General features: G+C 34.7%; 14 protein-coding genes. 3 read left to right on the top strand and 11 right to left on the bottom strand.

Features of this window, described 5'->3' with window-relative positions; translation table 11 throughout:
* Nucleotides 1-20 precede the first annotated feature (20 nt).
* Nucleotides 21-1,466, bottom strand: a complete 1,446-nt coding sequence (locus PK943_03905) for a clostripain-related cysteine peptidase (protein HRN78358.1) — start codon at nt 1,464-1,466, stop codon at nt 21-23.
* 78 nt (nt 1,467-1,544) lie between these two features.
* Entirely contained in the window at nt 1,545-2,678 is a 1,134-nt protein-coding gene (locus tag PK943_03900; protein HRN78357.1) for a ComEC/Rec2 family competence protein, read from the bottom strand.
* 136 nt (nt 2,679-2,814) lie between these two features.
* Here PK943_03900 and PK943_03895 point away from each other — a divergent pair, with 136 nt between their 5' ends.
* Nucleotides 2,815-5,553 carry a pitrilysin family protein gene (locus tag PK943_03895; protein ID HRN78356.1) on the top strand — a complete coding sequence of 913 codons (2,739 nt, stop codon included), beginning with the start codon at nt 2,815-2,817 and terminating at the stop codon, nt 5,551-5,553.
* Between the two features lie 110 nt (nt 5,554-5,663).
* Here PK943_03895 and PK943_03890 read toward each other — a convergent pair whose 3' ends face one another.
* Entirely contained in the window at nt 5,664-5,990 is a 327-nt protein-coding gene (locus PK943_03890) for a hypothetical protein (protein ID HRN78355.1), read from the bottom strand.
* 75 nt (nt 5,991-6,065) lie between these two features.
* Nucleotides 6,066-6,965, bottom strand: a complete 900-nt coding sequence (locus tag PK943_03885) for an L-lactate dehydrogenase (protein ID HRN78354.1) — start codon at nt 6,963-6,965, stop codon at nt 6,066-6,068.
* 83 nt (nt 6,966-7,048) lie between these two features.
* Here PK943_03885 and PK943_03880 point away from each other — a divergent pair, with 83 nt between their 5' ends.
* Nucleotides 7,049-7,864 (top strand): A/G-specific adenine glycosylase, encoded by an 816-nt coding sequence (locus PK943_03880; GenBank protein HRN78353.1) that lies wholly within the window; start codon nt 7,049-7,051, stop codon nt 7,862-7,864.
* Here the strand turns inward: PK943_03880 and PK943_03875 are convergent.
* From PK943_03875 to PK943_03860, 4 genes are all read right to left on the bottom strand, one after another.
* The gene (locus tag PK943_03875) at nt 7,861-9,246 is read right to left on the bottom strand and encodes a deoxyribodipyrimidine photo-lyase (GenBank protein HRN78352.1); all 1,386 of its coding nucleotides are present in this window, start codon (nt 9,244-9,246) and stop codon (nt 7,861-7,863) included. The genes PK943_03880 and PK943_03875 overlap by 4 nt on opposite strands.
* A gap of 142 nt (nt 9,247-9,388) precedes the next feature.
* Nucleotides 9,389-10,339 (bottom strand): hypothetical protein, encoded by a 951-nt coding sequence (locus tag PK943_03870; GenBank protein HRN78351.1) that lies wholly within the window; start codon nt 10,337-10,339, stop codon nt 9,389-9,391.
* A 4-nt stretch (nt 10,340-10,343) separates the two neighbouring features.
* Nucleotides 10,344-11,801: an Asp-tRNA(Asn)/Glu-tRNA(Gln) amidotransferase subunit GatB gene (gatB, locus tag PK943_03865; protein HRN78350.1), complete on the bottom strand. Its 1,458-nt coding sequence runs from the start codon at nt 11,799-11,801 to the stop codon at nt 10,344-10,346.
* Nucleotides 11,802-11,864: 63 nt separating this feature from the next.
* Nucleotides 11,865-13,382 (bottom strand): Rne/Rng family ribonuclease, encoded by a 1,518-nt coding sequence (locus PK943_03860; protein ID HRN78349.1) that lies wholly within the window; start codon nt 13,380-13,382, stop codon nt 11,865-11,867.
* A 177-nt stretch (nt 13,383-13,559) separates the two neighbouring features.
* Between PK943_03860 and PK943_03855 the strand changes: the two genes are divergently transcribed.
* The gene (locus tag PK943_03855; protein ID HRN78348.1) at nt 13,560-14,189 is read left to right on the top strand and encodes an OmpA family protein; all 630 of its coding nucleotides are present in this window, start codon (nt 13,560-13,562) and stop codon (nt 14,187-14,189) included.
* A 15-nt stretch (nt 14,190-14,204) separates the two neighbouring features.
* On the opposite strand, the gene PK943_03850 is transcribed toward PK943_03855, so the two are convergent.
* The 3 genes from PK943_03850 to PK943_03840 form a co-directional block, all read right to left on the bottom strand.
* A complete protein-coding gene (locus PK943_03850; protein HRN78347.1) occupies nt 14,205-15,380 on the bottom strand; it encodes a hypothetical protein in 1,176 nt (391 codons plus the stop codon).
* 121 nt (nt 15,381-15,501) lie between these two features.
* Nucleotides 15,502-16,725: a hypothetical protein gene (locus PK943_03845; protein HRN78346.1), complete on the bottom strand. Its 1,224-nt coding sequence runs from the start codon at nt 16,723-16,725 to the stop codon at nt 15,502-15,504.
* A gap of 32 nt (nt 16,726-16,757) precedes the next feature.
* On the bottom strand, nt 16,758-18,005 hold the full coding sequence (locus PK943_03840; protein ID HRN78345.1) for a glycosyltransferase: 1,248 nt from the start codon (nt 18,003-18,005) through the stop codon (nt 16,758-16,760).
* Nucleotides 18,006-18,055: the final 50 nt, after the last annotated feature.

The raw sequence follows: 18,055 nt of genomic DNA, 5'->3' as shown, positions 1-18,055 counted from the left end.
TTGTGTCAAAAGGCGAATAATTAGAGGCGTATATTTTGTTCTATAAATGCAAGCCAATTGTTATTCCTTGCAAATGGAGAGCTGCGGTATGAGCTATGCATTCGTTGATCGGGTAGATAAATGGAAACTCCTTTTGCTTTTGCGAGATTTTTTCCTGTAGAGTTTGCAATTACCATTTTGTCAATGATACCCAGTCCTTGTTGCAATGTACTTTGTAGGGCTTTTTGTGTGATTTCTGTGGATCGCGGATTGCTAAGGCGTACTTTGTTTACATTTAGCAATAAATTTGAATACATATGGTGCAGATCTTTGTAGCTTGGCTCATCAAAATGTGTGCATAATACTTTTGTGCAGCTTGATTTTATCAGATTTTTTACTGAATTATTTTTTTGGTTTTGTAGTGCGCTAAGTAATAAGTTTGCAAGTCTATGAATATTGTTTTCCAGTTCTTGGCTTATTGAAAGGTCAAGTGCTGATTGAGTAAAATCGTTGGTAATTTGCATATATGCTTTTTTGTAAGCGTCTACCAAATGTTGAGCAAAAGCTGCCGGAGAAAGGCTTTGATCTTGGAATGGCGCAAGGGCATATTGATAATGCCAGCCGGTGCCTAGCTCAACTTCTTGTGAGCTGACCATGTAATTGCAATAATTTCTGAGTAAATGTGCAATCTCTATACTTGCCATTAAACATGCATCGAATCCGATAATATCAAATTTTTTTCCTTCCATACATGATTGGCATATGGTATTTAGTGCATATTCTATTTTTTGATTACTTAAATAATTGCCCGTTGAATCATCCCAGCAAACACCGCGTTGTTCCTCTTGTATATATGATATTAATTCTAAAAATCCTATTGAGCGGTCAAGTTCTAATTTGTTGAGCAGTGGGTTAAAGTTAAATAGTGATGCTGGGTTTATTACTTTCCCATGTGGTGGATCTATTGGTCCAGTTCCATGATTCCAAAAAACTAGGGCATAATGCTCAGCTGGGTATTCTTCTATGGCCCACTTGCAGCATGAAATTAGCGTTTCTGGGTTGCCGCTATCCATCCGTTGTGTTGTGATATCATTGGGGTTGGTCTGGACAAGTTCTTGTTGTTTTACAAAGTATCTGTGTGTAATTTTTTGATTGGTGTTTGTTTTTATATCTAGGTGAACTAATATATTGATGTTTTCATTGGAGCCTACGCTTGCCATTTGCTTAATGTTGCGTGATGCAAAGCTACGCAAGTCATTGTCTGCTGCTATGTAAGCTATAAATGTCCAATCTTTTTTTGCATTACTTTTTGAACGTAGAGCGGATGTATGTTCTTGGGTTATTCGTATATCGGGATCGTTTTCAAATAATAGATAGTCAAAGGCAATATCGATTGCGTTATCCTCAGATATTATTGCTTTATTGCCAAACGAGATGCAAACATAGCACAGCATGAAATACGTTGTTATTTTTTTTATACGCATCATATTGTCCCCCTGAGAATTTTTTTAAATTCTTTATTATCATAAGAAAAAAAGGGGGGGTATAGTCAATGAATGAAATGTTTAAGTCAATTTCTTGCTCTGCATATAATTAAACCATGTTAGTGCAAAGGTAAGCATAAAGCTCAATTGAAAGTCTAAGAAAAATAATTGAATTGGGTTTATCAAAAGCGTAATAATGCATACAAGTGTTAGTAGGTGTGTAACATGTCCTTGTCTTTTATTGAGTGTGCATATTTTAAAAAGTGTGAATGTTGATAATGCTCGTATAAAAGAGATGCTTGACCAACTAAGAGCTGCGTATAGAAAAGTAAGAGCCAGCAATATAAATTGTTTTAGGATAAGTGCTACTGGAAGAATGGATAATAACATATGCCACAATGCTATAAAGATAACTAGATGTAGCCCGGATCTTGCCAAATAGTGCGATAACCCCCACATTTGAAACTGATGTGTCATGGGTTCCAATTCTTTTTTATAATTATTTTTATTGCCTAAAAATAGCGATGCAAACAGGCTTGATGTGGTATTTTTTAATTTTTTTGCACATTGCTTAAGTATTTGATTTCTGATTGTATGAATCCAGTATCTCCAAGATTTTGGTGATGGATGTATCAAGTAATAATTTAGATTTTTTACAAATACGCAACCAGCGATACCTTGTTTAATAAGATAAGTGACAAATGAATTGTTTTTTGTTTTTTTACAAAGAATATTATGTATGCAAATTTGATCACCTATATTTAACTTATCTGTGTTATTCGTATATATGTATAAGCTTCCTGAATAATTTTGCCATGAGCTAGTATGTGGTTGTATTTCATTGATTTTTATAGTCACCTGCTTGTGCATGGTATTATGAGGGGTCTCTTCTAGGTCAGTTATGCTTCCGATAAGTGTAAAGGGCTTTTCTTGTGTTATATGATAAAAGTGGTCATAACTACTCTGTTGGTAGATTGAGCTTATTGCTCCACTCAAAAAAACAATGACAAAAAGCGCAATTGCTTTGATGGACTTTGGGGATAATGTATTTTTGTATATCAAAAGGGGAACTATAATTATCAATATGGTGCTCAATATAAAAATTGCTATACCGGGTAAATACTGCTGGGTTATAATGCCCAGGATAAGTGCAAGGGTGGCAATGGATAAAGGGGGTAGTGTCTTAAGGAGTTCTATAAATGCTTCTTTGATCATAAAAATATACTTATAGTTCAAGAGATACTTAACATACCAAGTATAGACTTACTAATAGTAAAGAGAAGCTTTTTGCTTTATAAATACAGCTTTTTTAAGTATGATAAATAATACCTAAAAAATAAGGAGAGGCCCAATGCATAAGTATATTTGGTTTGGCATAGGGGGTATGTGTATGGTATGGTTTTTGAGTAATTATGGGAAGGTAGATGATACAATGAACAAGGGTAATGACGTGCAATCACATGTTATAAAAAGGGTCCTGGATAATGGAATGACTATACTGGTCAGGCCCGTCCATCATGTTCCAAAGGTCTCTGTGCAGCTTTGGTATAACGTTGGGTCGAAGGATGAGAAAACAGGTGAAAAAGGGCTCGCACATTTGATTGAGCATATGATTTTTAAAGGTACTGATACACTGTCAGAATCTGATATTAATGTAGCGACTCACATGCTTTCTGGTAGTTGTAATGCTTTTACCTCGTATGATTATACTGGCTACCTATTTAATATGCCTAAACATAATTGGACAGAAACGCTGCCTATAATGGCAGATTGTATGCGTAACTGTCGTTTTGATACAAATATGCTTAATTCAGAAATGAAAGCGGTTATTCAAGAGCTTAAAATGTATCGAGACAACTATAGTGCTAGTCTATTTGAACACCTTGTTTCTACTATTTTTGAGGAACACCCATATCACTATCCAATAATAGGGTATAAACAAGATCTGTGGGGAGCTTCAAGTGATGTGTTGCATAAATTTTATAAAAAACATTATGTGCCCAATAATGCAGCATTAGTAGTAGTGGGTGATGTTAACCCTGAAGAAGTATATGCATTAGCAAAAAAACATTTTGCGGTAATAGCTGCAGATACAACGTATAAAAAAGCACAGAATTATCTCAATAAAGATATTGCATCAAAATCTATTACTCTCTATCGCGATTTGCAACAACCAATGGTTGCATATGCATTTACCGTGCCAGGATTACAAGAAAAAAAAGATCATATTTTAAATTTGATTGCTTGGGTTCTGGGTAAGGGTAAAAGTTCTCGTTTATATAAAAAATTGGTTAATGAATTACAACTTGCTACTTCAGTTAGTGCGGATAGCGATGATTTATTTGAGCATGGTATTTTTTTTATAGCATGCGAACCAAAGCGCATCGCAGATATTGCAGAGATTGAGCGGGTTATCAAGCAAGAATTGCTCAATATTATTCAAGAAGGATTTACTGAACAAGAGGTAAGTCGCGCAGTTAAGCAAACAGAAATGAGTTTATATAATTTACTTGAAAATCTAGAGAGTCAAGCATATCAAATTGGTAAATATTTTTGGGCAACAGGTGATGAGAATTATGCATTTAATTATTTGCAACAACAATCAAATGCTCAGTTGCAAGAAGCGATGCAAGAAATGGTTGCAAAATATTTTCGTCCATCTGTTATGCATAGAGGTGAAATATTGCCACTAGCACAAGAAGAAATTGATGTTTGGGCTGAATTGCAAACTGAGTCTGATGCAGAAGATAATCGTATATTAGACGCGCATCCACGCTCAACTCCAATTGAACCTGCAGTATATGCCAACAATTTAAAGGTGGGTGAGCCGGGAGTATTTAATTTCCCAAAACCACAAATAATTACACTCTCCAATGGTCTAAAGGTTCTATATCATCATAATTCAAATACCCCAAAAATAGATGTTATGCTACAACTTAAGGCACGTTCTTGTTATGATCCCCAGCAAAAACAAGGGCTCTATACTTTTATGGCAGACATGTTAACAGAGGGTACGACGCGTTATTCTGCAGAGCAACTGGCAGACATTGTAGAATCTCGTGGTATGGGACTTGGTGCATATCCAGGGGGTGTTTCTATGTATATGACTCATGAAGACTTTGGCTTTGGTATGCAAATGCTACATGAGGTACTCAGCAATGCTTCTTTTGATGAACAGCATATGGAAAAGGTTCGCGCTCAAGTACTTGCGGATATAAAAAATTATTGGGATGAACCTTGGAGTTTTTCTGGTCAATTATTGCGAGAGCAATTATATAAAAATCATCCATATAGTAAAAATAGTATGGGTGTTAGACAGGTTATTGAACAAATTTCTCATGATGATCTATATAATTTTTATAAACAGGTCGTAACTCCCGAAGGAGCTACGCTTGCAATTGTCGGTAATTTAGATGGTTACAATATCAAAAAAGAGCTCGAGCAAACTATTGGCAAGTGGCATGGGCAAAAAGTAAATGATATAGAGTTTCCTAGTTTGTGTAGTGTTGAGCCTGCAGAAGTCAATTACCCTATCAACAGGGATCAGGTTGTGCTGTGTTTTGCGGGTCTTTCAATAGATCGCAAGCACCCTGATTATGATAAATTATTATTATTTGATCAAATTTTTGGCGGAGGGGCTCTTGGTTCCATGAGTTCTCGTTTATTTCAACTACGTGAGCAATCAGGTTTATTTTACCGTATCAATGGCTCGCTTGTGGCTGGAGCAGATGAGCAACCAGGGGTAGTTTTGGTCAAAACTATTGTATCTATGGATCGTTTAGCAGAAGCAGAAAAGGTTATTAAGCAAGCAATTGATATGGTACCAGATACATTAACAGAACAAGAGCTTAATGAAGCAAAGCGCGCAATAGCTAATACGCTGATCGATCAATTTGCATCTAATCGTGGTATAGCGCATATGTTCCTATTGGCTGACCGTTATGGATTTGCACCAGATTTTTTTGACAAACGTGCAGAACAATTGGCACATATAACATTGGCCGATATTCAACAAGCAGTTAAAAAAATAATGAGTTCTGACAAATTAATTACATTGCGCGTTGGCCGTGTTGAAAAGCAATTAGGCTAAATTATATAATGGCATTTATAAAAAAAGGGCTTCTTTCAAAAAGAAAGAAGCCCTTTTTTATTTCGTATGTATAATGTAATTGATTTATGAGTTTCTATTACGCTTCTAATTTATATACTACTTGAGTCTTCATCACTGCTTGCAGCATTAATCCAGCCTTCATTAATTGCTTCTATAAGATATGTTGTTTCTTGGCCGCGTGGAGGACAGACATAATGACGTTGTTGGGTAAGTTGATCTAGTATTTTGAGGTGTCTTGCAAACACTATATTTTCTCCCATAGAAAGTGTCGAACTTGTTGATGTGCTTGATTTGATTTTAGGAGATGTTAATGCCATTTTGGTTAATTTTTTGAAGTTTTCCCAGCTAGCTTTCATACAATAAAGAGGAATATGTGCAAATAGCAGTGATATTATAATAATTGATATTTTCTTCATGTGTTATTTCCTTAGATAACTAAAAATAAAATTTTATAGTATCAATAGTTGTTGTTTTTGCAAGAAGATAAGCGTTTACTTGAGCATATTTTTTAAGACTGTGGCAGCACGAGCTAGGCTCTCTTGCTCATGGGAATTTAAAGTAATATCCAAAACTTGTTCAATGCCTTGTTTGCCAAGGATTGCCGGCATGCTCATACATACGCCAAAGTTTTCAAGATATATCGATAATGGAAGTATAAATTTTTTATCAAATATTATTGCATGGCATATAATAGCAACACACGTGGCAATACCATAAAATGTGGCGCCTTTGCATGAGATAATCTCATATGCTTTATTGCGTGTTTCTTGTGCAATGGTATTGAGAGTTTCTTCGGATAGATTAAACATAGCTAATGGTTTTTCATTAATACGCGTAATTGACCAAGCAGGAAACTGCATATCTCCGTGCTCGCCCAGGATATATGCTTGAATTGATTCACGGGAAATATTGAGCTTCTGTGACAGTATTCCTTGTAACCGTTGTGAATCCAGAAATGTACCCGTACCAAAAATTTGAGCGCGAGGTAAACTTAATTTTTCTTGTGCATACCAAGTTAAGGGATCAAGCGGATTGGTAACCATAATAACTATGGCATGTTTTTGTACGAATCTAAGTTGATCAAGTACTGCTTCAACAACTTTTTTATTAGTTTCTAATAATTCAGAGCGTTTTTGCCCAGGTTTTTGGCGTGCTCCTGCGGCAATAACAATAATATCAGCATTGCAAGCATCTTGGCATGTTCCGCTATATATACCAGGCGTGCTTGAGAATCCAATAGTGTCAGCTAGATCTAGAACTTCTCCTTTGCAGCGGTTGTGATCAATATCAATCAAGATAATTTCTGCGGGTGTGTTGTATAGAATTAATGCATATGCAGTTGTTGTTCCGACTGAACCTGCACCAATAATAGCAATTTTTTTATGATTCATACTGATTTTCCCTTTTATTTACAATATTATGTGTTCTTATTACACTAAAGAATCTTTATATAAATCAAGGCTCTTAATAGTATATGCAACTGACTAAAGACAAGATTCTTTCATTTCAAAGTTTTATCTGGCAATTTTACCATACGCAAGGGCGCAGCTTTGCTTGGCGCAACATCAACAATCCGTATTGTATTTTAGTTTCAGAAATTATGTTGCAACAAACGCAGACATATCGTGTGACGCCCAAATATGAACAGTTTATTGATCTGTTTCCAAATTTTATTGTACTTGCACATGCGCCACTCAGGCATGTACTTGCCGCATGGCAAGGCTTAGGATACAATCGCCGTGGTAAATATTTGCAAGAAATTGCACAAAAAGTTATGTGTGAATTTGAAGGGCAATTGCCTAATGATCAAGACGCATTAAAGACTTTTCCTGGTATTGGCCCAAATACTGCAGGATCAATTTGTGCATTTGCATTCAATATGCCAGTTGTTTTTATAGAGACAAATATTCGCGCGGTATTTTTACATAGTTTTTTTCGTGGTAAACAAGATGTGCATGATAAAGAATTATTACCGCTTATTAGTGCCACACTCGATCATAATAATCCGCGTGAATGGTATTATGCATTGATGGATTATGGCGTATTGTTGAAAAAAATGCACCCTAATCCAAGTCGTAATAGTAAGCATCATGCGGTGCAAACTAAATTTGAAGGATCAGATAGGCAAATTCGTGGCAATATTATTAAGATACTTGTTGAGCAACAGATTGTTACCAAAGAACAGTTGTTGATATTACTCAAACAAGAAGAGCATCGTATAAATACTATAATTACACAGTTATCTAATGATGGGTTAATTAAGCAAGAAGGCAATCAGCTATATATTTAACCTACTTTCTTATACAGTAATTTTGTTTTTCTGTTTTCAATAGTATGATCGACTATTGGGCGTGGGTAGTTTTTTATTGGTTGATGTGTATTTTTAGACCACGTATGTATAATTTTATTGGGTATATGTCTTAGTTCCGGGATCCATGTCTTTATATAGATACAATCAGGATCAAATTTTTTTTGTTGTGTCCAAGGATTAAAAATACGGAAATATGGTTGAGCATCGCATCCTGTTGATGCTGACCATTGCCAATTTCCATTATTAATTGCTGGATCATAGTCAACAAGTTGTTGAGCAAAATATTTTTCTCCCTTTAACCAATTTATATGTAAGTCTTTAGTTAAAAATGATGCTACAATCATACGTACCCTATTATGCATAAACCCTGTTTCATTTAGTTGTCGCATACCTGCGTCAACAATAGGAAAACCGGTATTTCCTTTAGACCATGCATTAAAATATACATTACTTTTTGACCACCATAGTTTTTTATATTTTTCATGATATGGTGCACCAAATACAAACGGAAAATGAAAGGCAACATGTGTAAAAAAATCACGCCAGTATAATTGCCTAATTAATGGGTGATGCTTACCAAGTTTTTCTTCAATAGCATAAAAAGCTTCACGTACAGAAATGCAGCCGAATTTTAAGTAGGCAGAAAGATTAGTAGTGTCTAGGGAAGGAAAGTCTTTTGTTTTTTTGTAATTTTTATAAATACCGAGCGATTCTAATATTTTTTTACCCTGGATTGTTCCACCGTGTACATGTAATTTTTTATTTTCTTTTTTTACGACATATTTATACATATGCACTGATTGCGAACCAGTAATATTTCCTGTCAGAAAATTTCCGCGAGGAAGTTTTTTTGGATTAATAATTTTTCTATGTATTGCTTTTTTAAAAAATGGTGTGAATATAGTGTACGGAGTCCCTTTGCCTGTTTTTATATCATCTGGTTCTGTGAGTAGTAGATCATTATATGTAAAGAACTCAACTTTCTTTTTTATACATATTTGCGCAATGGTCTTATCGCGTTTAGTACTAAATGGGGTATAATCACGATTAAGAAAAACAGCATCTATTTTTTCTTGTTTGATTAGTTTGCTCACAATATTTTTAGGGTTACCTTTGAATATATAGAGTTTACCTTTTTTTGTTTTTAGTTGTTTATCTAGATCTTGCAATGATTCAAGCATAAATTGTATAGCATTGAAGCTACGGAATTTATTTTGAGGTCCAATTTGTTGTAGATCAAAAATAAAACAAGGGATGACACAATCAGATTGTTGTAGGGCTGCAGTAAGCCCGTTATTGTCTTGTAGGCGTAAGTCACGTCTAAATATAAATAAACTTTTTTTGTATGGTTTTACCGATATATACTTCCCTTTTTTTGTAGCGTAGCATGGTGTCAGTTGTGATGCAATATTCAGAGCGTCGATCTATAAACGATTTTATTTAGTAGGTATACATTTTTTGAGCTATGTTATTTAAAAACTAAAGAGAGTTTATTTTTATGTATTATTCACTTTTATCTTTAAATAAAAAATTGAACCAGGATCTAGGAGATCCTTTTTTTCGAGGACTATCTTCAAGTTTTCGAGGGCTATTTTTAATATAAGAAATCTCTTGAGAGTAGGTGCTGCTTTCGGATCGTGGGCTTTCTTTCTGCCTAATAAGTTTTTTTGGACTATTATCACGAGGGCTACTTTTTGAACGAGGCCGTTTTGTTTTTTTAATGACAATATTGTTAACTTCTAAATCTTGTGCCTTATAACGTTCATGCATTGCCTGCCATGTTTTTTGTTGCTCAATCCAGCGCTTGTTATTATTAACCAATACATTTTCTACGACGGTATTATTAATATGTTTTATTTTCAAAATCGGTCCAAAACTGTATTTGTTACCAGGTATGTAATCGTCTGGCATGATTTTTGATAATTTGCTATATGCCACAATACATTTTGTAATCATATGTAAATCTAGGTGTGGCCGTATAAGCGTACTTTCAACACGCGTTTTATGAATAATTTCTAATGTTTTTTTGCTCCAAAAATTCCAAATACCCCACGGTGTAAACAGGCCAGCAGGTATATCGTCCTTAAAGTATAAATAAAGTCCCATCTTAGACTTATGTATATCAGGTAAATGTAGTTGGCGGTATGAGGGATGTATATTATTAGCTTCTCTGCTTTGAAAGCTATTTTTGACAATTTGTACAATACTCTGTGCCATACAAAATAGATTATATTCTTTTTCTGTATAAGTAATGTCTATATCGATATTTTGTTCAAAAGAATTTGTACTCGAGCTTCTTTTGAAATGTCTTTTTGCTTTATTGTAGACAGTGTTTTGTATGGTAGGACTAAAAAATGAATTCTCTTCAGTTTCAGACGTAGAGGAAGATCCACTTTTTTCCATGCATATAAGAGGCGAGGATATACAAAAAATTAAAAATGTACGATAAAGCATAGGTTTACTGCAAGTACTTTTTGAGTAATTCTTGTATGATTTTTGGATTGCCTTTTCCAGCCGTTTGCTTCATTGCTTGACCAACAAAAAATGCAAAGATACGTTGATTACCAGATTTGTAATCTGCCGTTTGACTAGGATTATCATGTACTATTTTTTGTATAATATGTTCAAGCTCTTCAGATGCGCCTACTTGCTCAAGTCCTTTTTCTTTAACTACAGCCTCTGGGTCTTGACCTGTTTGTGCAACGATTAAAAATACTTCTTTAGCTGCATGATTATTGATTTTATCTTGCTCAAGCATATCAATAATTGTGGCAAGTTTATCAGGGGTAACTTTGCATTGAATAAGCTCAATTTTTTGTTCTTTTAAGTATCCCATGAGATCACGTAGTACCCAATTAATTAATTGTTTGCTTTGGGTAATTTTATGTGCGTCATCATAGTAGTTTGCAATTTCAAGATTATCTACGAGTATTTCTGCTTCATATGGACTAAGGCCTTGGTGGCAAAGTCGTTCAAATTTTTGATATGGTAATTCTGGAAGCAGTTTTTGCATATGCTCAATCCAGACGCCATTTACTTCTATAATTGGTAAATCAGGATCTGGTAAATAACGATAATCAGCAGCTTCTTCTTTTGAGCGCATAGGAATTGTTTTTTTGTTCTTAGTATCCCACAGTCGTGTTTCTTGTTTAATCTTGCCACCATTTTCTAATATATCGATATGGCGTGCGACTTCATATTCAATTGCGTCACTAATAAACTTAAAAGAGTTAATATTTTTCAATTCACAGCGGGTTCCAAATTGTTTTGCTCCTTTTTTACGGACAGATATATTTGTGTCTGCGCGAAATGCACCTTCTTCCATATTACCTGAGCAAATATGCAAATATTGTACAATGGAGCGTAATTCCTTTAAGTATGCTTTTGTTTCTTCAGCACTAGAAATGTCAGGATAACTTACAATTTCCAGTAATGGGGTACCAGCACGGTTTAGATCCACAAAGCTTTCATTACTATAGTCAGAATGGATATTTTTTCCTGCGTCTTCTTCTATGTGTATGCGCATAAGTCTAATTTTTTTAACGCTACCATTGTCTAAACGAATAGGTACATATCCATCAATACAAATAGGTTCATAGTTTTGAGTAATCTGATAGTTTTTTGGCAGATCAGGATAAAAATAATGTTTGCGATCAAAACTTGATTTTTCAGCTATTTTGCAATGAGTGGCAAGTCCGGCAAGAATAGCATAGTTAATCACTTCTTTATTTAGTACAGGGAGCACGCCGGGATGTCCCGCGCATATATGGCAAATATGACTATTAGGGTCCTTAGTAACTTCATTTTTGCTTGCACAAAAAATCTTACTTTTTGTAGCTAGCTGGACATGTACTTCCATGCCTATAGTTATTTCATATTCAGGATATTGATCAAGAATAGATCCTGTCTTTGCCATAGCAATATACCTTCCGCTTGCTGCTTGTGCTGCTATACATCATGACTATAATTACCTAAAATATCATTTTTTTTCGATTTTGTATGTATTCAATGCTAATGAAGGCTCAGTAGCTATTGTAATTTTGATGTGATATTTTTTTTCAAGTTCCAAAATGGCATTATATTCAATAGATGAGATATAATCGAATAGTGTTGGATGTACCATTACGGTAACCGATGTTTTATCCTTCAAATCGGTTAAATCTTGCTGTAAGTTGCGCAATAAGGCATAGCATTCAGTTTGTACTGATGGGACAAAACCAGACCCCTTGCAAGTTGGACAATCGTCAGTCAATTGCTGTATAAGGGTTTTGCCTGAGCGTTTGCGAGTCATTTGGACAAGGCCGAATTCCGATATCTTTAAAAGAACCGATTGAAACTTATCTTGTTCGCGTAGTGTTTTTTCAAAAAAACGAGATAGTTTTTGTTTATTCGCAGAAACCGTCATGTCGATAAAGTCTATGACAATCAGACCTCCAATATTGCGCAGTTTTAACTGGCGCACAATCTCTTCTGCAGCCTCAATATTGGTTTGTAGAATAGTATCTTCCATACTCTTCTTACCAATAAATTTACCCGTATTGACGTCAACAACAGTCATAGCCTCTGTAGTTTCAATAATAAGTGACCCGCCGGATTTAAGTGACACCTTCTTATCAAGAGCTTGAGTTATTTGTTTCTCAATATCATAATGAGTGAAGATGCTTCGATCACCGGTGTAAAGTTTTATTTTTTGGCTATACTCGGGCGCTATTGACTTAATAAAGTTATAAATATTAGTTTGATTTTGTTTATTGTCAGTAATGATTTCTTCTACATCATCATCCAGATGATCTCGGACAATTTGCAGTGGTAGTGGAATGTCTTCATGGAGTTTACAAACCGTATGATCGCCTTTTGCCTTTTCAAATGCATCTTCAATGGTTTTCCATTTTCTGACCAAATAGTTTAAATCTTTGATTATTTCTTGTTCATTACGCCCCTCTGAGGTGGTACGGATAATGGCTCCCATTCCTTCTGGCAAATGTGAACGCACAATATCTTTGAGGCGATAACGTTCTTCTTTTTCTGCAATTTTTTTCGATACGCCAATACGTGGGATATTTGGCATCAGCACAATAAATCTACCTGGCAATGTATAACAAGTAGTAAGTTTTGCACCTTTTTCATAAATAGGTTCTTTGCTTACTTGTACAAGGACCTCATCTCCTTCATGGAATATTTTACTGATATCTTTTTTTTGATGAACCTTGCGTTCGACTTGTTCTTCTTCATCCTCAAGTTGTAAATTTTTACTCATTTCGGACAATGCAAGTTCACGATCAATTTCTGATATGTGTAAAAAACCAGCTTTTTCTTGGCCAATTTCCACAAAGGCGGTTTGGATACCAGGTAGCACTTTAAGGATAATTCCCTTAAAAAATGCTCGCTCTAAACTCTCTTGTGCATGGGCAGAGAAGTATAAATTTTGTAATTTACCATCCCGTGTAATAGCAATACGGGTTTGCCACGAATTATCGTTAATTAGTATTTTTTTCATAAATCCTTTGTTGTACCTGCGTGATTATGTAGGATACAGTGTGTTTTTATCGTTACTACTCATTATTCAATATACTTGATCTGATGAATAAAAGGTAGCAAATTAGAGAAAAATATGCTAAATTCGCTTCGCTTAACCAGAAAAAATCAGTGGGGATTCAAAAAGAAAGGTAGGTTTATGAAAAAGACTCTTCTGGCGTTACTAATAGTAATTGTTGGATTGCCTGGTTGTGGGGGGAAAAAGGTAAAAAGTACCAAAATAGCAAAAAACAAGGTTGTTGAAATCGATATTCCATTAGCCGACGATAATTTACGCAACTTTTTTGATGATGAAGTTAATGATTTTGCCCTTCTTGATCAAGAAGACATTATTGATGTAGAGGTAGATGAAGATCAACACAGTAGGCATGATGAGTTCTCTTGGGCTCACGAAGCCGAAGGTGATTGCCAGGTTGTGTACTTTGACTTCGATCGCTATGCTTTACGCAAGGATCAAGAAAATGCTGTTCAAAAAGACATAGAATATGTCAAAAAAGAACTCAAAAAGATAGCACAAAATGGTATTGAACCAACAGTGGTTATAGAAGGCCATGCTTGTCATTCAGCCGGTTCAGCCGTATATAATTTAGCAATCTCTGAAAAACGTGCAAAAACAGTGGCAGATCGGTTTAGCACTGAAGGGCTCTCTGTCAAAACAGTTGGTCGTGGTGCAGAAGTCCCTGCGGTAATTAATGGTAAGAAAGTTACCGGTAATCGCGAACAACAAGCAAAAAATCGTCGCGCAGAGATCAAAGTTATCTATAGCTAAATAAATAACGATATTCTAAGATAAGGGCTTGCTAGACGGCAAGCCCTTATTGTTGAGTGACATTTTGATAAACTTTGGTATTTCTATATTTGCTTGTTTCTTTTCAATTTTTGAGAAATTTTGTTTTATCTGAATCAGGTAATTAGTATTTTTTAGGATTGAGTCTACAATTTGTGGTATTTGCCTATAGTCTGTAATGCTTTGCCCTAGTCCATTTTGTTCAACAAATACATGATTTAAACGTTCCCATTTTAAGATTGGTCCACTGGCATCTAGGAGCATAGGCATATTGCTGTATATAGCTTCACATACACTTAATGATCCTGACTTCATAATGCTCAAGTCTGCTATTGTCATCAAATTTGCTATATCCTGCACAAATCCAAAAATTGTTACTGAAATATGTATAGGTATGTGGATGGCTTCAAATTTTGAGCGCATAGCTTTATGTCTGCCGAGTACGATTATAATGTGAAGAGGCTGTGTTATTTGTAATAACTGCTTAAAATAGATGTACGATGCATGAGATCCTGCCGACCCCATTAACAGCAGTAATACCGGTTTGAATATAGGAATATTGTTTTTTTCTTTTAGTAAAGTAATGTTTTTTGGGTAAAAAAAATCAGTACGAAGAATAGCGCCTGAAACAAATATTTGAGCAGCAGGCATGTGATACTTAGACAATATTTTTTTGCTTAATATAGTATCAAATGGGAGTCCAATATAAAAGTTTTTGTATGTTTGCTTGGTAATGTTATATACAAAATGTGAGGCATCCAAATCGAGTGGAAATAGAAAAAAGGGTATATCAAGTTTTTCCGCTGCAGCAATACATGCATTATTGATAAATGGGATAACAGAAATAACAACATCAGCTTTGTGGGTGTGCAAGTAATTGTATATGAGATGTGTAATTTTTGTATTTAATAAATTTATATAAGGTTTGCCAACATAATATAAGCTATTTAGTACTCGGTACCATTTGCCGACAATAAAAAGATTATATAGTTTTTCACTATGCCAATATCCTAATGTAATCAAATATATAGGGTCAAAATTTTTCAATATTCCGGCAAATATATAGTGAATAACTATATCGTATTCATCACCCAGATATTGCTCAAGAGCTTGTGCAGCTGCAACATGTCCGCCGCCACCCGAACTTGTGAAAATAATAACTTTTTTTTTCATAACCACTACATGGGTAAGGTGTTATACAATTGCCCTTGAAAGATTGCACAACATGATGATCTTGATGATATAGTAGCTATATGCACATGCTTAAGACAAGAATAAATCGCTGGAGATAAATTTATCTAAGAAGCTCAAGAATTTGGTCTAATGATGTTCTGCCTTGAATTGTTAATTTTTGCTTTAGTTGTTCAGCATATATATAAGGTAAAACATAAGTTTCTTCAATTTTAATTGCTTGCGTAGGGCTTGCGCCAGCATCGAGTAATAGTTGCAAACTAATTGGATCATAATTACGGATTGCAAGTCCCACAGGAGTAAATTCTGATTTTTGTTCAATAACGTTAAAATCTTCTGGGTGCTCTTTCATACAATTTATTAAATATGCAGCAATAAATATGACTGAATTTCTATAGGCAAAACCAAGGTGTAACGGTTTATTCCATGCGCGTAAAACTTCTCTTTTGTGTTTGTTCTGAGAAAAATCTTTTTCTTCAGGATAGATATCAATATTAAGCGCCCGAAACAGTGGGCTGCATCCATCATCTTGCGTAGGTCGAATGTCTGCATTACAATGCTTTATTAGAAAAGCAATCATTTCTATATCATAGCTAAGAACTGCTTGGTTTATATTAATACTCTTTAACATATGGTAGGTAGTTATATACCTCATAGAATCTTTTATATTCTCTATTTTTCTTGTACTGATACGTGGTATTTCATCTGATGTGTCATTATTTTTATATTTAGGAATCAATTGTTGTGGTATACAAAAAGCAAATCGGGGCAAGTTACAAAAAGAAGCTACCTTAACTAAATTAAATTCTGCTTCCAAATAACTATATCCACCCGCTTTTTTATATTCAAAAAGAATGTCTTCTTCAGGTTCTGTGTACGTAGGAATAGTAGCGGTATCTGTCTGTTGCAAAATGTGTTCAAAATTTTTTTTCAATTGTTCTAATTCATATATGTCTTCATCATTGATATTGGCTTGGGTGTTATTTTGTAAAACATAGGTAATAAGATTTAGCTTTTTTTGTTTATTTGCTTTGCTTATTCCTAAATATCTAAAAATGATAGGCGCAAGCATTAATCGGTATCGTGAGCCATTGATAAGGTGAAAAATATCTTCAATAGAGTCAATGAGTTCTATTTTTTGTAGAAAATTTTGGCAAGAGTTACTATCAAGTGCTGGCCTAAGAGTGATATTTTTTAATTTGGATAACTCATCTTTAGCCAAATCTGCTGCTTGCTGTATAATATCGAATTTATTCGATACATTAGTGCTCATACCATAAGAAAAGCAGGTATATACCATACCTGCTAGGAATAATAACTTTTGCATTGCGATAACTAAGTTGCCTAACGTTTACTTTATTAATTAACTAATTCATGTACCAGAGATTTTATCTCTCGTCCAAGGCACTTCTTTTTGTTAGTTTGTATATTTTTTCTAATTTGGGCAAGTGTTTTAGGATTTGCTAGCAACTCATTTACTAGTACATAGATTTCACGGTTGCGACCAATACTATCGCCAAATTCTTGTTCTTTATTATAAATATGGTTGTATTGTTCCCAACGAATAGTGCCAGTTGTTGCATCAAGTAATACGGGCAAGTTGCTATACAATGCTTCTATATAGGTAACTGTACCTGATTTAATGATGCCAAGATCGGCTATTGCCATCAAATCTGCTACACGGTCAGTAAATCCGACAATCGTCATAGTAATGTGTGTAGGTAATGCTATAGCTTCTAATTTTTTACGCATATCCTCATTTTTTCCAATAGCTGCTACCAAGTGAAATGGTTGTTCAACTTGTGTTAAATATTTTACATAGGTATACAAAGCATTGGTACCTTGTGCCCCCATTAGCAAAAACACAATTGGTTTATTTTGAGGAATTTGAAAATCTGCTTTTATGCGCCGCATATTTTTGGGTGTAAAAAATTTTTTAGCAATAGGAAAACCAATAGTTGATATCTGTTCTTTTGGTATGCCTGATTGTTCCATGCGCTTGAAAATATTCTCATTATCAAATGCAATACCAACATGAAATTTTTCATAATTAGGTTTATATATGCTATTTACAAATGTAGTTGCATCAAGGTCAGTTGGAATAAGCAAGAAAGGAATATTCATTTTTTTTGTTGCAGATAATATTGCATTGTTGATGACTGGTACTACGGAAATGACTAGATCCGGTTGTTGTAATTCTAGGTAGTTGCAAATTAATTTAGTAGCCCGCTTATGAAATACGCTGAAATACCAATGCCCAAAGCGAGAAATTATATTAATCATACGGTACCATTTTTTGCGCATGCATTCATTGTATGCATCTTCACCTGTTTGTTTACCAAAGGTAATACGCTGCATAGGGTCCATACTACCAAGCACTTCTTCAAAAATATAAGAAACTTTAACCTCATAGGTGTCGCTCAAATATTCTTGCAAAGCGTTTGAAGCTGATACATGCCCCCCCCCGCCGGAACTGGTAAAAATAACGATCTTTTTTTTGCCAGTATTGAACGTTAATATTGAGGGGATTTCATGGTTGTAGGTTAAGAAATAGCCAGTGAATAAAAGAGGCACTATAAATAGCGCCACAATTTTCTTTTTGTACATAAAATCCTAAATTTCAGTTAAAAATACCTAATATGGGTAATTATGTATAT

It is taken from the genome of Candidatus Dependentiae bacterium (assembly GCA_035445995.1).
Lineage (GTDB): Bacteria > Babelota > Babeliae > Babelales > Vermiphilaceae > DAOMRS01.
The sequence above is the reverse complement of the archived record's forward strand: the minus strand, read 5'-3'. Positions and strand labels throughout refer to the sequence as shown.

Coding starts and splice junctions, on each gene's coding strand:
- PK943_03905 (HRN78358.1), bottom strand. CDS start 1,466: ATGATGCGTATAAAAAAAATAACAACGTATTTCATGCTGTGCTATGTT.
- PK943_03900 (HRN78357.1), bottom strand. CDS start 2,678: ATGATCAAAGAAGCATTTATAGAACTCCTTAAGACACTACCCCCTTTA.
- PK943_03895 (HRN78356.1), top strand. CDS start 2,815: ATGCATAAGTATATTTGGTTTGGCATAGGGGGTATGTGTATGGTATGG.
- PK943_03890 (HRN78355.1), bottom strand. CDS start 5,990: ATGAAGAAAATATCAATTATTATAATATCACTGCTATTTGCACATATT.
- PK943_03885 (HRN78354.1), bottom strand. CDS start 6,965: ATGAATCATAAAAAAATTGCTATTATTGGTGCAGGTTCAGTCGGAACA.
- PK943_03880 (HRN78353.1), top strand. CDS start 7,049: ATGCAACTGACTAAAGACAAGATTCTTTCATTTCAAAGTTTTATCTGG.
- PK943_03870 (HRN78351.1), bottom strand. CDS start 10,339: ATGCTTTATCGTACATTTTTAATTTTTTGTATATCCTCGCCTCTTATA.
- gatB (HRN78350.1), bottom strand. CDS start 11,801: ATGGCAAAGACAGGATCTATTCTTGATCAATATCCTGAATATGAAATA.
- PK943_03860 (HRN78349.1), bottom strand. CDS start 13,382: ATGAAAAAAATACTAATTAACGATAATTCGTGGCAAACCCGTATTGCT.
- PK943_03855 (HRN78348.1), top strand. CDS start 13,560: ATGAAAAAGACTCTTCTGGCGTTACTAATAGTAATTGTTGGATTGCCT.
- PK943_03850 (HRN78347.1), bottom strand. CDS start 15,380: ATGAAAAAAAAAGTTATTATTTTCACAAGTTCGGGTGGCGGCGGACAT.
- PK943_03845 (HRN78346.1), bottom strand. CDS start 16,725: ATGCAAAAGTTATTATTCCTAGCAGGTATGGTATATACCTGCTTTTCT.
- PK943_03840 (HRN78345.1), bottom strand. CDS start 18,005: ATGTACAAAAAGAAAATTGTGGCGCTATTTATAGTGCCTCTTTTATTC.